Raw genomic sequence first — 12,917 nt, forward strand, 5'->3', positions numbered from 1 at the left:
ACCACCGGCAGCCCCAGGCGGCGGCCGGCGCGCACCGCGGCCAGCCCGCACAGCGCCGGGCTGTGGGCATGCAAAACGTCGGGCCGCCACTGGCGCGCCAGGTCGACGATGCGATCCGCCAGCGCCCCGGCCTCGCGCCATTCGCGCACCCCCGGCGGGCCAGAGGCCACGCCGGGGGTGCGGTGAAAGCGCAGGCCGTCATGGATTTCCAGGTCATCGCCCGGTGCGCTGCCCGGCGCAGGTTCGGGCCGGGGTTCAGTCGGGGAGACACCGTGGCGCAGGCCAGTCAGCCCGCGCACTTCCAGCCCATGGCCTTCCTGCGCCTTGAGGATCGCGCGCGTGCGAAAGGTATAGCCGCTGTGTAGCGGCAGGGAGGGATCGAGGACGTGGAGAATCCGGGCCATCCCCGATGCTTGGCACAGCAAGCCTTAACGCGCTGCAAATTCTTCGCTTAACGCGGCGTCAACCCTGCAGCACTATTCCCGGCGGCTATGGCAGGCGGCGCGCAACGATGATCGACAAGATTACCATCTTCGTGCCGCATATCCTGATGGCGCTGATGATCTGGAAGCTCGTCCACCGCGCCGATCTGGACGATGACCCCGCCCTGCCCAATCGCCGCCAGCCGCTGATGGGGCGGCGCCCCAGCCCACGCCCCGATAGCGACGGTGCCCAGGCCAACGCGAACAACCCCGACAGGACCGGGCGCGATGCTTGACCTGTTCTTCACGGCGTTCTGCCTGGCGTTCCTGGGCGCCGGGCTCAAGCGGCCGTTCCTGTTCGTGATGGCCTATGCCTATATCGATATCGTCGCGCCGCAGAAGGTCAGCTGGGGTTTCCTTACGCACATCCCGATCTCGCTGATCGCGTTTTCCTGCGCCCTGCTGGGCTGGATCGTGGCCGAAGACAAGAACGGCATACGCATCTCGCCGCGCCAGTTCGTGCTGCTCCTGCTGCTAGTCTATTGCGGCCTCACCACCCGCACCGCCGATTTCCCGGTAGAGGCGGCGGCGAAGTGGGACTGGGTGTGGAAAGCGCTGATCTTCGCGCTGTTCCTGCCGCTGACCCTGCGCACCCGCCTGCGCATCGAGGCGCTGACGCTGACCATGGTGCTCTCGGTGGGGGTGATCGTCATCGGCGGGGGGATCAAGACGCTCAGCTCGGGCGGCGGCTATGGCGAACTGCGCCTGCTGGTGAACGACAATACCGGCCTCTATGAAGGCTCGATCATTTCCACCGTGGCGATGTGCGTCATTCCCCTGGCGCTATGGCTGGCCAATCACGGCACCATCTTCAAGCCGGACTGGAAGGCCAAGCTGTTTGCCGCCGGCATCTGCTTTTCCTGCCTGCTCATGCCGGTGGGCACCCAGGCGCGCACCGGGCTGATCTGCGCGGCAGTGCTGGCGGTGATGATGCTGCGCTCCACCCGGCGGCGCATGCTCTATATCAGCATCGTCTGTGCCGGGGCGCTGATCGCGGTGCCGCTGCTGCCGTCGAGCTTTACCGAGCGCATGGGCACGATCAAGAATCACCAGGCCGACCAATCTGCTTCCACCCGCGTGGCGGTGTGGAAATGGACCATCGAATTTGCCAAGACTCACCCGTTCGGCGGCGGCTTCGACGCCTTTCGCCAGAACAGCGTGAGCTATGACACGGTCAAGGCTGACTATGCCGGCGCCAACAACGCCGCGATCGAGACCGACCATATCGAGGAAAAGGGCCGCGCCTATCACTCGGCCTATTTCGAGATGCTGGGCGAGCAGGGCTACCCCGGCCTTGCCCTGTGGCTGCTGCTGCACCTGATGGGCGTGTTCCAGATGGAACTGATCCGGCGGCGCTATCGCAAGGACCCGCCCGAAGGATTTGCCTGGGTTTCGCCGCTGGCCGATGCGCTGCAACAGGCGCAGATCTGCTACCTCGTCGGCTCGACCTTCGTCGGCATCGCGTTCCAGCCGTTCTGCTACATGCTGGTGGGGCTGCAATGCGGGCTTTCGGCCTATATCGGCCGGGTGCGACGGGCCGCGCCGGTGCCGTTCGTACAGCGCCGGGCGATCCCTGCCCAGGCCTGAGGCCCAGCCCCACGAAAACACCGCCGACGCGACAGAAGCGCCGGCGGTGCAGAACGGCTCAGTTCAATTTACGGCGGCCAGCTTGCGCCCACGGCGCGGCTTGCCGTCGGCGGCATCGTCGCGCGTGGCAAAGCGGGCCATCCATGCCTCGATCACCGGGGCAATGCTCTTACGCCAGCGCGAGCCGTTGAAAATGCCATAGTGGCCCACTTCGGGCGCCAGCAGGTACTGCTTCATGTCGGCCGGCAGGTTGGGCGTGACGTTGAGCGCGGCGCGGGTCTGGCCGATGCCGGAAATATCGTCGCGCTCCCCCTCGATGCACAGGATCGCGGTATCGGTGATCGCGCCCAGGTCAACCGGCTGGCCGCGATGGATGAATTCGCCCTGCGGCAGCGCGTGGCGCTGAAACACCACGTCCACCGTCTGGAGATAGAATTCGGCCGGCAGATCGCAGACCGAGCGATATTCATCGTAGAACGTCTTGGTCGCCTCGGCGCTTTCTTCCGCGCCCTGCACCATGTGCTGGAACAGCTTGTAATGGCTCATCATGTGGCTGCCCAGGTTCATCGACATGAAGCTGGTGAGCTGGACGAAGCCGGGATAGACCTGCCGTCCGGCGCCGGGATAGTTTTCCGGCACGGTGGTGATGACGTTGTGCTTGAACCAGACGTAAGGCTTGGTCACGGCATGATCGTTGACCGCCGTGGGGCTCTCGCGCGTGTCGATCGGGCCGCCCATCATCGTCAGCGTCAGTGGGCGGCAGGGATGCTTCTGCGCGGCCAGCACCGCCGTGGCGGCAAAGGCCGGCACCGAAGGCTGGCACACTGCCATCATGTGCGTGCCCGGGCCGATATGCTCGAGAAAGCCGATAAGATAGTCGATGTAGTCGTCGAGATTGAAGTGTCCTTCGGCCAGCGGCACATATTTTGCGTCGGCCCAGTCGGTAATGTAGACCTCGGCCCGTTCCAGCAGGCGTTCCACCGTCCCGCGCAGCAGCGTGGCATAGTGCCCGCTCATCGGCGCCACCAGCAGCAAGCGCGGCGCATCGGCGCCGAGGCCATCATGGGTAAAGCGCTTGAGATCGCCGAACGGGCGATGCACCACGGTGGTTTCGTGCACCGCGTGCACCTGGCCATCGACCTGGATGGTGCGGATCCCGAACGCCGGCTTGCCCCGCGGCGCGGTGGCGTGAGCAAACACGTCGAGCGCGGAAGCCATGGTCTGGTTGGGGCCATAGGCGGAAAAGGGCAGCCGCGGATCATTGAGCAGGTCGGCCATCATCGAGGCCCAGGCACTGCTCGCATTCATCAGCGACCGCTGGATTTCATAAGCCTTGTACAGCACGTGGATACTTGCCTTTCTATCCGCTGCCCGCCGCGCGCGGCCCGCCGGCATGGCGTGGCGCAGCGCGGCAATCATGCGTCCCTTGCCGCGATAGTGCCTGCGAATCGCGCTGGCTGCAATGCAGCATCATGGACAGGGCGCGCGGTAATCAGTCCACAACAGATGGGAACATGGCCTGGTGCACGCAAGGCCCCTTCCGGTCTGGCGCGCCATCGGCTAGGTCCGCCCCATGGAAGAGGTTCCCCAGGAACGGCCCGCGCCGGACATGCCCGCCCCCGGCTCCAACCCTGCCGTTGGGCAGGCGCCCGCACCGGCCCTAGGCGCGCCGGCGGACGCGGATGAAACCCTCACCGTGCCGCCCGCGCCGCGCCGCCTCACCCCGCTGCGCATGATCTGGCGCGAGGCGATCAAATATCCTGGCCAGGTCGCCGCCGCGCTGATCGCGCTGGTCACCACCTCGACCGCGACCATTGCCATTCCCGCCCGCTTCAAGGGCATCGTCGACCAAGCCTTTGGCCCCCACGCCCAACCCGGCGTGATCGACCAGGCGTTCCACACCCTGCTGCTGATCGTGGTGGTGCTCGGTTTTGCCACCGCCATCCGCTTTTACTACGTATCGTGGCTGGGGGAGCGGGTCGTGGCCGATATCCGCGCCCGTGTGCAATCCAATCTGCTGCGCCTGCCGCCGGCCTTTTTCGAGACGAACAGCCCCAAGGAAATCTCTTCACGGATGACGTCGGACACGGCGATCATCGAGCAGGTTGTGGGCACTACCGTTTCAATCGCGCTGCGCAACACCATCACCGCGCTGGGCGGGCTGATCTACCTGTTCTTCCTGGCGCCCAAGCTGACCGCCGGGCTGGTCATCGGCATTCCGGTGGTGATCTTTCCGATCGCTTGGTTCGGCAGCCGCCTGCGCAAGGTTTCGCGATCGAGCCAGGATCGCGTCGCCGATATCGGCGCGATGACCGCCGAAGTGCTGGGCGCGATCCGCATCGTGCAATCGTTCGGCCAGGAAGGCCGCGAACGCGCGCGCTTTGCCGGCGCGGTGGAGCGCACGTTCGATACCGCGCGCCGCCGCATCCTGATCCGCGCAGTGATGACCGCGGTGGTGATTTTCCTGGTCATGGGAGGAATCACCGCCCTGATGTGGCAGGGCGCGCTGGGCGTATCCAACGGATCGCTGACCGGCGGCACGATCGCCGCCTTCGTGCTGACCGGCGGCATCGTCGCCGGATCGTGTGGCGCCCTGACCGAGGTCTATGGCGATCTGCTGCGCGGCGCGGGTGCGGCTGGCCGGCTCAACGAACTGCTGCTCGAACAGCCCGATATCGCCCCGCCGGCGCGACCGATCACGCTGCCGAGCCCGCCGCGCGGCGCGCTGGCGTTCCAGAACGTGGCCTTCCGCTATCCCAGCCGGCCCGAGATTTCCGCCTTGGCCGATTTCTCGCTGACGGTGGAGCCGGGTGAAACGGTGGCGATCGTCGGCCCCTCGGGCGCTGGCAAATCCACGCTGTTCCTGCTGGCGCAGCGGTTTTACGATCCGCAGGGCGGCGTGGTGCGCATCGATGGCGTGCCGCTGCCCCAGGCCGATCCTTCGGAAATCCGCGCACGTATGGCCCTGGTGCCGCAGGAAGCAGTGCTGTTTGCCGCCAGCGCGCGCGACAACCTGCGCTATGGCGCGTGGGACGCCACCGACGAGGCGATCTGGGCGGCGGCCCGCGCCGCCAATGCCGAGGAATTTCTGAAAGCCCTGCCCGAGGGGCTCGACACGTTCCTGGGCGAAAGCGGTGCGCGCCTGTCAGGCGGGCAGCGCCAGCGGATGGCCATTGCCCGCGCGCTGCTGCGCGATGCGCCGATCCTGCTGCTCGACGAAGCGACCAGCGCGCTTGACGCCGAAAGCGAACGCCTGGTGCAGGATGCGCTCGATCACCTGATGCAGGGGCGCACCACGCTGGTCATCGCCCACCGCCTTGCCACCGTGCGCGCGGCCGATCGCATCGTCGTGATGGATGGCGGCAGGATCGTGGAACAAGGCAACCACGCCAGCCTGATGGCCGCCGACGGGCTCTATGCCCGGCTTGCCCGCATGCAGTTCGAAGGGGCCTGAGCGCCAGCGCCACGGCTCTTTCGTACCGCTGCCGGCGCCAAGGTTACCGATTTGCCATGTGGGCAATGCATGGAACGGCTTGAAAGCAGTGCTGCACTGCGGCAAGTCGGGTGCCCATGGACAGCCACACCATTACTGCCGTCATTCTCGGCATCGTCGAAGGCCTCACCGAGTTCCTTCCCGTTTCCTCCACCGGGCACCTGATCCTCGCCACCGAACTCCTCGGCTTCAACGCCAAGGAATGGGAAGTGTTCAACGTGGTGATCCAGCTGCCGGCGATCCTGGCGGTGGTGGTGCTCTATTGGCGCACTTTCGTCGATGTCGCCAAGGGGGCGCTGCGGGCCGATCCCGATTCGCTGCACTTCGTGCGCAACGTGCTGGTGGCATTCATCCCCTCGGCGATCCTGGGCGTGCTGCTCAAGAAAAAGATCGACGTGCTGATGGAGACCCCGGCAGTGGTCGCCGCCGCGCTGGTCGTGGGCGGCGTGCTGATCCTGGTGATCGAGCGGCTCTCGCGGCAGGGCGAATACCAGCCGGTCAGCAAGCTGCCGCTACCCAAGGCGCTGGCCGTGGGGGTGATGCAGTGCCTGGCCATGATCCCGGGCATGTCGCGTTCGGCGTCCACCATCATGGGCGCGCTGTCCATGGGCATCAACCGCAAGACGGCGGCAGAATTCAGCTTCTTCCTGGCCGTTCCGACAATGTTCGGCGCCACCGCCAAGCAGCTGTGGGACAATCGCCACGAACTGACCAGCGGCGCGGCCAGCGTGGGATGGGGCGATATCGCCGTGGGCGGCGTGGTCTCGTTCCTCGTCTCGCTGGTGGTGATCAAGTTATTCGTCACCTATATCGGCCGCCACGGCTTTGCGCCCTTTGCCTGGTACCGCATCGTGATCGGTGCCGGCGCACTGGTGTGGTTGCTCGGCGTCTAAAAAACGCGCATTTCTGCCCCTGCCAATGACATTGCCGATAACCCCGCAGCCCACCCGGGCGGCGGGGTTTTTCACGGCCTTCAAGAGCATCACGCAACGTTCTGTCGCAAATGCGGAACCAACCCCCGCGTGGCGAATTATCCCACCCAGACAGCCACTCGTGGCAACAACAAAGGGGTAAACCGTCATGGGCCTTATCGTTCTCTTGATCGTTGGCGGCGTTCTGGGCTGGCTTGCCAGCATCGTCATGCGCACTGACGCCCAGCAGGGTGTTTTCCTGAACATCGTCGTCGGCATCGTCGGCGCCATGCTCGGCGGCTTCCTGCTTGGCCCGCTGCTCGGCGGCGGCAGCATCACCAACGGCATCTCGGCCGGCAGCCTGGTGGTCTCGTTCCTCGGCGCGCTGATCCTTCTGGCCATTGTCAATCTCGTGCGCCGCGGTTCGGTGCGCTGAGCCGGCCATTCCGGCCAAACTAACAGGGAGAGCCCGTTATGAAGTTCGCCAAGTACGCCCTCGTTCTGCCCGTCGCCGCGCTCGGCCTCAGCCTCGCTGCGTGCGAAAGCAAGCAGGAAAAGGCTGCCGACAAGACGGCTGACGCCGTTGCTGCCCAGTCGGACGCTGCTGCCGACGCCATCGATTCGCAGGCCGCCGACGCTACCGGCGCTGCCGCTGACAAGATGAACAGCAAGGCCGATGCCGTTCGCGCCGAAGGCAAGGACGAAGCTTCGGCGATCAAGGAAAACGCGGAAAAGGCCGAAAAGGCCCACTGATCTCCCGCGGACAAAGGAAACGGGGCGCCAGGCATCAGCCTTGGCGCCCCGTTTCCTTTCTACAAGGCTTGACTTTCACGGCCGCCTCCCGCAATGGCGGCCCCCTGTCAGGGCGGCGCGCGCCGCCCGTTTTGTTTGAGCAAGCGGCGCGCTGACGCCTAGAAGGATTTTAGGACAAGCCCATGGCAAAGCCAACTACCGTCAAGATTCGTCTGGTTTCGACCGCAGACACCGGCTTCTTCTACGTCACCAAGAAGAATCCGCGCAACACCACCGAAAAGATGACTTTCCGCAAGTACGATCCGGTGGTGCGCAAGCACGTGGAATTCAAGGAAGCCAAGATCAAGTGATCTGAAGGCTTTCCTGCCAGAACATGCACAAGGCCGGGGCTTGTCTCCGGCCTTTTGTGTTTTCGGCTGCCGCCGGGGCGATTCGGAACCGAAAGGTTCACGGGCAGTTCAATGCGACTGCCTCAAGGAGTGGCGATGAACAGCTTGACCAAGATCCTGCGCGCCGGGCCGATTGCCGGCCTGGCTGCCGCACTTTTCGTTTCGCCGGGCGTGCCCACCGCGCTGGCCGCCCCCGCTGCGCCGGCAGCAGCCCCTGCCAACGATGTCGACCGCGCTGTTGCCGCACTGCGCGCGATTTCGACGATGCGCGCCGATTTCGTGCAGACCGATCGCAACGGCCAGCGTCTGACCGGCACGGTCACGCTGCAGCGCCCCGGCAAGATCCGCTTTCAGTACCAGCCGGGCGTGCCGCTACTGATCGTGTCGGATGGCGCGGCGCTGACCGTGATCGACTATGAAGTGCGGCAGGTGTCGCGCTGGCCGATTCGCAACAGCCCGCTGGGCGCGCTGCTCAACCCGGACAAGGACGTGGCGCGCTATGCCCGCCTGCTGCCCACCACCAACCCCGACGTTGTCAGCCTGGAAATCAAGGATCCGCGCCATCCCGAATATGGCACGATGACCATGATCATGGTCCGCAAGCCCGGCGCGCCGGGCGGGCTGCAGCTCGATAGCTGGGTGGCGCTCGATTCGCAGAACCAGCGCACCACGATTCGCCTGTCGAACCAGCAATATGGCGTGCCGGTCCCGGCCAACACCTTCCGCTTCAACGACCCGCGCCCGCAAATCCGCCATTGATGCACCCGCTGGCCGCAGCGGGCGAACGGTTCATCATCGTTACCAGACCCTCTGCGACACTTTGCGAACAACCAGACCCTTCCGTTCATCGGGCAGCAAGCGGCCCGCCCCTAGAACGGTTTCAGACGAGACGGACAAGACGGGTTTCCCCCCTGTTGCCCGATCTGACTTCAACCTCTCGTCGACCGCGTGACGAACGCACATGGAACCCTCGGACCATTGCCCCCGGTCCGAGGGTTTTCCTTTTTTGTGGTGTTGCGGGGCGTCCGGGCGGCTGCGAACGGCACCCGGCTGCGCTTCCGGTGCTCACGACCTTTGAAGGTCGCTGCGCGCCGGTTCTCGCCGGGCGCCATTCTCGCTCGCCCGGCCATCCCCGCAACGCCACAAAAAGCCCCTTGGACCAGGGGATGTTTATCCGCCTTGCCGGGGTGGGCGGGCGATCGTAAAGCGCTGCCATGGTTTCGATCGCCACCTGGAATATCAATTCCGTCCGCCTGCGCGCCGATCAGGTCGTGCGTTTTCTGGAAGCGGAACAGCCCGATGTGCTGTGCCTGCAAGAGATCAAGGTGGCAGAGCACCTGTTCCCGCACGAGGTGTTCGAAAGCCTGGGCTATACCCATCGCGCGATCCACGGACAGAAGGGCTATCACGGCGTGGCCACGGTCAGCCGCCTGCCGCTGCGCGAGTTCAGCCGGCACGATTGGCAGGACAATGGCGAGGCGCGCCATGTCGGCGTGGAACTGCTCGGCGCCGGCCAGGGCCTGATTCTGGAAAACGTCTATATCCCGGCCGGTGGCGATATCGCCGACCGCGCGCTCAATCCCAAGTTCGGCCAGAAGCTCGATTTCCTGGAGCGGATGACGCGCTGGGCCGACAAGATCGATCGCCCCACGCTGATCGTCGGTGATTTCAACATCGCCCCGCTGCCGCAGGATGTCTACGACCACAAGGCACTGCTCAAGGTGGTGAGCCACACGCCGATCGAGGTGGAAACGCTGCAGCGCTTTGCCGATGCCCATGGTTGGGTAGACCTGGGCCGCAAGCACATTCCCGCGCCGGAACGCAACTATTCCTGGTGGTCCTATCGCTCCTATTGGCGGCAAAAGGACCAGGGCCGTCGGCTCGATCATATGTGGGCCTCGCCAGACCTGGCGCCGCAATCGCTCTCGCACCGCTTCGTGGAAGAGACCCGTCGCTGGGACCAGCCTTCCGACCACGTGCCGCTGATCACCGAGTTTGCCCTTTGACCACGCCGGCGGCTGCCACGCGCCGGGTGGCACGGGCGCTTGATGCCCTGCGCCACGGCTGGGCGATCCGCGTAACGGATGCGGCCGGCGCGCTGGATCTGCTGCCGGCCGAAACCGGCTTTGCCCAGCCCGGGCTCTATGCCGCGCAGATGCTGATTTCGGCCGCACGCGCCGCCACGCTCAAGCTGGCGAACCAGCGCCACGCCGCCGTGCCCCATGCGCCGGTACTAATTCACGCAGCCGAACCGTTCACACTGGCGAACGGGCGCGATCTGGCCGATCCGGCGCACGATCTCTCCAGCCCGTTGCGCGGGCCATTTCGCGCCAGCCCGATCGCGTCGACAGCAGGCGCCGAAGCCGCGATGGAACTGGCACGCCTCGCTGGCATCCTGCCCGCCTTCCTGGTCGGCAGCGGGATCGACGTGGCCGAAACCGTGGCTGCGGCCGATCTGGCACAATTCAAGGACCCGCTCAATCTCACGATCCAGGCGCGCGCGCGCCTGCCGGTCGATGCCTGCGAAGAAGCAGAGATCATCGCCTTTCGCGCCCGTGACGATCTGCGCGAGCATGTCGCCTTGATCGTGGGGCAACAGGACAATGCCGTGCCGCCGCTGGTGCGGCTGCACAGCGAATGCCTGACCGGTGATATCCTTGGCAGCCTGAAATGCGATTGCGGCCCGCAGTTGCAGGCCGCCCTGGCACGGATGGCCGCCGAAACGACGCAGGGTGGCTGGGGCGTCCTGCTCTACCTGCGCCAGGAAGGCCGCGGCATCGGGCTGATCAACAAGCTGCGCGCCTATCAGTTGCAGGACCAGGGCTTTGACACAGTCGATGCCAACGAGCGCCTGGGCCTGCCTTCTGAAGCACGCGATTTTCCGGTGGCGGCGCGGATGCTGGACCTGATCGGGGCACGGCAGATCCGCCTGATGACCAACAACCCGGCCAAGGTCGCGGCGCTTGAAGCGCTGGGCGTCACCGTGCTGGAACGGGTCGCCCACCAGCTGCCGGCCAACCCGCACAACGCGCGCTATCTCGAAACCAAGCGCGATCGCACCGGGCACCTGCTGAAGTAACGGCTCGTTGGGCTGGGTTTCCACCACCCCCAACCCCCTCCTCTGAAGAAGAGGGGGCTTTTCGTATTGGTCAAAACGCGCGGAACATCACCAGCCCCACGCACAGCACCAGCACGGCGGTACCGGCAATGCCCTTGGCCAGATCGGCCCAGGTAAAGCGATCGAGGTGATCGGCGCGAAAGCGGGCATAGCCGCGCCCGATCGTGTCGTTGCTGGCGATCATCCCCACATCGAGGGCATTGGCCTCGCGCTTGAAGTAGTGGACGAGCATGCCGTGTTCCTCGGGCGTGACATCGGGATAGGCGGCAAGCAGGGCTTCGACATGCGCACGGCGGGCGAGCGCCGTGGCGCTCTGGGTCTGAATGGTCATTTCTCTGGTATCCTGGCAAAAACGGTACAGGCCCGCGCCACAGAGGGCGCAGGGCGATCATGGTTTTTGTCAGGCGTGCGGGGGTGCCCGGGGGGTGCCCGGTGCGCGCAGCGGCACAGTGGCCAGCGGCGGACCGGTGGCAGGCGGCGTCGCCTGGGCTTGGCGGGCCAGGATCGGCACCACCAGCAGCGGCAGCACCACGGCGATCGTCGGCAGGATCGGCACCGGCGGCAACGCCACCATGCGTGCCACGGCCACGTGCGGCCGCGCGGGGGCCACGGCCACTTCCACGGTATCGACCGAAAAGGCCGAACCACTGCGCAGCGCAACCGGCGCTGCCCCGGGCGCCAAGGCGCTCAGGGCAATCGTCAAGACCAGCAGTGCCGCCCACAGGCGGCCGGCCAGATGCAAGGGCAACCGGTTCAACACGCGGGCAACCTAGGGAACGTGACGCCGCAGGGCAAGGTCAGCGCCGCTCGAACCGGGCGATGCCGGGGCCAAGCGCATTGTTGCCCACGGTGATCCGGTCACCAGACCAGTCTGCCACGAACACCGTCGGGCGCGACAGGCCGGGCACCAACCGCGCGGTGTTGCCGGTGATAGTCAGGCCATCGGCGCTGTGCTCATGCCCTTCTGCGGCGTTGGCAATGAACGTGCTGTAGTTTTCCTTGTCGCGTCCCTGGACGAACCAGTTGCCTGAAATCAGGCCCGTGGCGCCGATCGACAGGTCGATCATGTAGTTGGTGGTGTGCCCGCGGCTATCGTCAAAGCTCGAATCGGTCACTTCGATGCGGCCGGCATGGCTTTTCACGTAATGGCCGCCGGTGCCCTGCTCGAAGCGGCTGCGGCGGATCACGACGCTGGCCTCGTCACCGAAATAGAGCGAATGCGCGCAGGACAGCCCACGATCGCAACGGCCGAGCCGGGTAAACGTCGATTGTTCGATCACCACGTGGCCAGCGGGGAAGTTGGCGGAAAGAATGCCTTGCTCGCTATCGCGGAACCAGGCCTCGCGCACGGTCAGGTCACCGCGTTCGAGCCGGATACCTGCGCCATTGGCATCAAACGCGCGCATGTTCTGGAACACCAGTCCTTCCACGCGCATCGATTGCCCGCGCATGACCAGCGCCGCCTTTTCCTCGCACACCTTGCCATCGAAGATCGCCTGGCCGGGGACGGCCGCGACATACGTCACATTGCCATGGGGCTGCACGCCGCAATCGTGCCAGGTGCCGGGCGCGATGCGGATGGTGCCGTCGCCCTCGCCCAGCGAATTGATCGCATCCTGCAGATGGTCATACCCCTTGCCGGTTTCGACCACAGTGAATGGAGCGCCACCGGGCGCTGACTGCGCCAGCAGGGCACCAGCAGGGATCGCGGCGAGAACGGCCACGGACAGGAGCATCAGACGCTGCCGCAACGTGCGGTGCCGGCTCAGGCGGGTTTGTATTTCGGTCAACATGGCGTTCACTCGGCTCCCCACCAATTGCAGGCAGCCTAGCGAAAAATGGTTGACCGTCCATTTAGGTTCCAGCGCCCGCTGTGCCGAAGCGGGGCACACCCTGCCATCAGGCCGATGGTCCCAACTAGAGGTGCGCGCGAATCACGGCGAGGAAGCGATCACCATAGGCATCGCGCTTGCGTGCGCCGACGCCGCCGATCGCCGCCATTTCAGCCAGCGACGTGGGCCGCGCCGCTGCCATTTCGCGCAGGACGGCATCGTGAAACACCACATAGGGCGGCACATTGGCTTCCTGCGCGATTTCCCGGCGGAGCGCGCGCAGTGCATCGAACAGCGGATCACCCACGGGATTGAGCGCGGCGCCGCTGCCGGCCTTGCCCCGGCGCCGGCT

General features: G+C 65.6%; 16 protein-coding genes. 10 read left to right on the top strand and 6 right to left on the bottom strand.

Annotation, left to right across the window (positions count from 1 at the left end; all coding sequences use genetic code 11):
• A partial coding sequence (locus tag H926_RS26045) for a glycosyltransferase (protein ID WP_043608303.1) occupies window positions 1-404 on the bottom strand: 404 nt, incomplete at its 3' end.
• Between the two features lie 107 nt (window positions 405-511).
• Here H926_RS26045 and H926_RS26050 point away from each other — a divergent pair.
• Both H926_RS26050 and H926_RS0106825 read left to right on the top strand, forming a co-directional pair.
• On the top strand, window positions 512-718 hold the full coding sequence (locus H926_RS26050) for a hypothetical protein (protein ID WP_022675637.1): 207 nt from the start codon (window positions 512-514) through the stop codon (window positions 716-718).
• Entirely contained in the window at window positions 711-2,069 is a 1,359-nt protein-coding gene (locus H926_RS0106825) for a putative O-glycosylation ligase, exosortase A system-associated (protein WP_022675638.1), read from the top strand. The genes H926_RS26050 and H926_RS0106825 overlap by 8 nt, the downstream gene beginning before the upstream one ends.
• A gap of 63 nt (window positions 2,070-2,132) precedes the next feature.
• Here H926_RS0106825 and H926_RS0106830 read toward each other — a convergent pair whose 3' ends face one another.
• A complete protein-coding gene (locus tag H926_RS0106830; protein ID WP_028657689.1) occupies window positions 2,133-3,413 on the bottom strand; it encodes a polyhydroxyalkanoate depolymerase in 1,281 nt (426 codons plus the stop codon).
• A 388-nt stretch (window positions 3,414-3,801) separates the two neighbouring features.
• On the opposite strand from H926_RS0106830, the gene H926_RS0106835 reads away from it, so the two are divergent.
• The 8 genes from H926_RS0106835 to ribA all read left to right on the top strand — a co-directional run bounded on the left by H926_RS0106835 (window position 3,802) and on the right by ribA (window position 10,694).
• Complete coding sequence (locus tag H926_RS0106835) at window positions 3,802-5,523, top strand: ABC transporter transmembrane domain-containing protein (RefSeq protein WP_051146280.1); 1,722 nt, start codon at window positions 3,802-3,804, stop codon at window positions 5,521-5,523.
• Between the two features lie 116 nt (window positions 5,524-5,639).
• On the top strand, window positions 5,640-6,455 hold the full coding sequence (locus tag H926_RS0106840; protein WP_022675641.1) for an undecaprenyl-diphosphate phosphatase: 816 nt from the start codon (window positions 5,640-5,642) through the stop codon (window positions 6,453-6,455).
• 187 nt (window positions 6,456-6,642) lie between these two features.
• Window positions 6,643-6,909 (top strand): GlsB/YeaQ/YmgE family stress response membrane protein, encoded by a 267-nt coding sequence (locus H926_RS0106845; RefSeq protein ID WP_022675642.1) that lies wholly within the window; start codon window positions 6,643-6,645, stop codon window positions 6,907-6,909.
• Between the two features lie 38 nt (window positions 6,910-6,947).
• Complete coding sequence (locus H926_RS0106850; protein WP_022675643.1) at window positions 6,948-7,226, top strand: hypothetical protein; 279 nt, start codon at window positions 6,948-6,950, stop codon at window positions 7,224-7,226.
• Window positions 7,227-7,408: 182 nt separating this feature from the next.
• A complete protein-coding gene (rpmG, locus tag H926_RS0106855) occupies window positions 7,409-7,576 on the top strand; it encodes a 50S ribosomal protein L33 (protein WP_011446825.1) in 168 nt (55 codons plus the stop codon).
• Between the two features lie 135 nt (window positions 7,577-7,711).
• Window positions 7,712-8,374, top strand: a complete 663-nt coding sequence (locus tag H926_RS0106860) for an outer membrane lipoprotein carrier protein LolA (protein ID WP_022675644.1) — start codon at window positions 7,712-7,714, stop codon at window positions 8,372-8,374.
• A 455-nt stretch (window positions 8,375-8,829) separates the two neighbouring features.
• The gene (locus H926_RS0106865) at window positions 8,830-9,621 is read left to right on the top strand and encodes an exodeoxyribonuclease III (protein ID WP_022675645.1); all 792 of its coding nucleotides are present in this window, start codon (window positions 8,830-8,832) and stop codon (window positions 9,619-9,621) included.
• A complete protein-coding gene (ribA, locus tag H926_RS0106870) occupies window positions 9,618-10,694 on the top strand; it encodes a GTP cyclohydrolase II (RefSeq protein WP_022675646.1) in 1,077 nt (358 codons plus the stop codon). The genes H926_RS0106865 and ribA overlap by 4 nt, the downstream gene beginning before the upstream one ends.
• 70 nt (window positions 10,695-10,764) lie before the next feature.
• On the opposite strand, the gene H926_RS0106875 is transcribed toward ribA, so the two are convergent.
• From H926_RS0106875 to H926_RS26055, 4 genes are all read right to left on the bottom strand, one after another.
• On the bottom strand, window positions 10,765-11,064 hold the full coding sequence (locus tag H926_RS0106875; protein ID WP_022675647.1) for a hypothetical protein: 300 nt from the start codon (window positions 11,062-11,064) through the stop codon (window positions 10,765-10,767).
• A 69-nt stretch (window positions 11,065-11,133) separates the two neighbouring features.
• Entirely contained in the window at window positions 11,134-11,490 is a 357-nt protein-coding gene (locus tag H926_RS0106880) for a hypothetical protein (RefSeq protein ID WP_051146278.1), read from the bottom strand.
• A gap of 40 nt (window positions 11,491-11,530) precedes the next feature.
• Window positions 11,531-12,469, bottom strand: a complete 939-nt coding sequence (locus H926_RS0106885) for a hypothetical protein (protein WP_043608310.1) — start codon at window positions 12,467-12,469, stop codon at window positions 11,531-11,533.
• Between the two features lie 181 nt (window positions 12,470-12,650).
• Window positions 12,651-12,917: HRDC domain-containing protein (locus H926_RS26055; protein ID WP_043608306.1), on the bottom strand; the 267-nt coding region annotated here is incomplete at its 5' end.

This window comes from Novosphingobium sp. B-7, from assembly GCF_000410615.1.
GTDB lineage: Bacteria > Pseudomonadota > Alphaproteobacteria > Sphingomonadales > Sphingomonadaceae > Novosphingobium > Novosphingobium capsulatum.

Bases quoted from the DNA above. Each gene is read 5' to 3' on its own strand.
- H926_RS26050 (WP_022675637.1), top strand. From the start codon at position 512: ATGATCGACAAGATTACCATCTTCGTGCCGCATATCCTGATGGCGCTG.
- H926_RS0106825 (WP_022675638.1), top strand. From the start codon at position 711: ATGCTTGACCTGTTCTTCACGGCGTTCTGCCTGGCGTTCCTGGGCGCC.
- H926_RS0106835 (WP_051146280.1), top strand. From the start codon at position 3,802: ATGATCTGGCGCGAGGCGATCAAATATCCTGGCCAGGTCGCCGCCGCG.
- H926_RS0106840 (WP_022675641.1), top strand. From the start codon at position 5,640: ATGGACAGCCACACCATTACTGCCGTCATTCTCGGCATCGTCGAAGGC.
- H926_RS0106845 (WP_022675642.1), top strand. From the start codon at position 6,643: ATGGGCCTTATCGTTCTCTTGATCGTTGGCGGCGTTCTGGGCTGGCTT.
- H926_RS0106850 (WP_022675643.1), top strand. From the start codon at position 6,948: ATGAAGTTCGCCAAGTACGCCCTCGTTCTGCCCGTCGCCGCGCTCGGC.
- rpmG (WP_011446825.1), top strand. From the start codon at position 7,409: ATGGCAAAGCCAACTACCGTCAAGATTCGTCTGGTTTCGACCGCAGAC.
- H926_RS0106860 (WP_022675644.1), top strand. From the start codon at position 7,712: ATGAACAGCTTGACCAAGATCCTGCGCGCCGGGCCGATTGCCGGCCTG.
- H926_RS0106865 (WP_022675645.1), top strand. From the start codon at position 8,830: ATGGTTTCGATCGCCACCTGGAATATCAATTCCGTCCGCCTGCGCGCC.
- H926_RS0106875 (WP_022675647.1), bottom strand. From the start codon at position 11,064: ATGACCATTCAGACCCAGAGCGCCACGGCGCTCGCCCGCCGTGCGCAT.
- H926_RS0106885 (WP_043608310.1), bottom strand. From the start codon at position 12,469: ATGCTCCTGTCCGTGGCCGTTCTCGCCGCGATCCCTGCTGGTGCCCTG.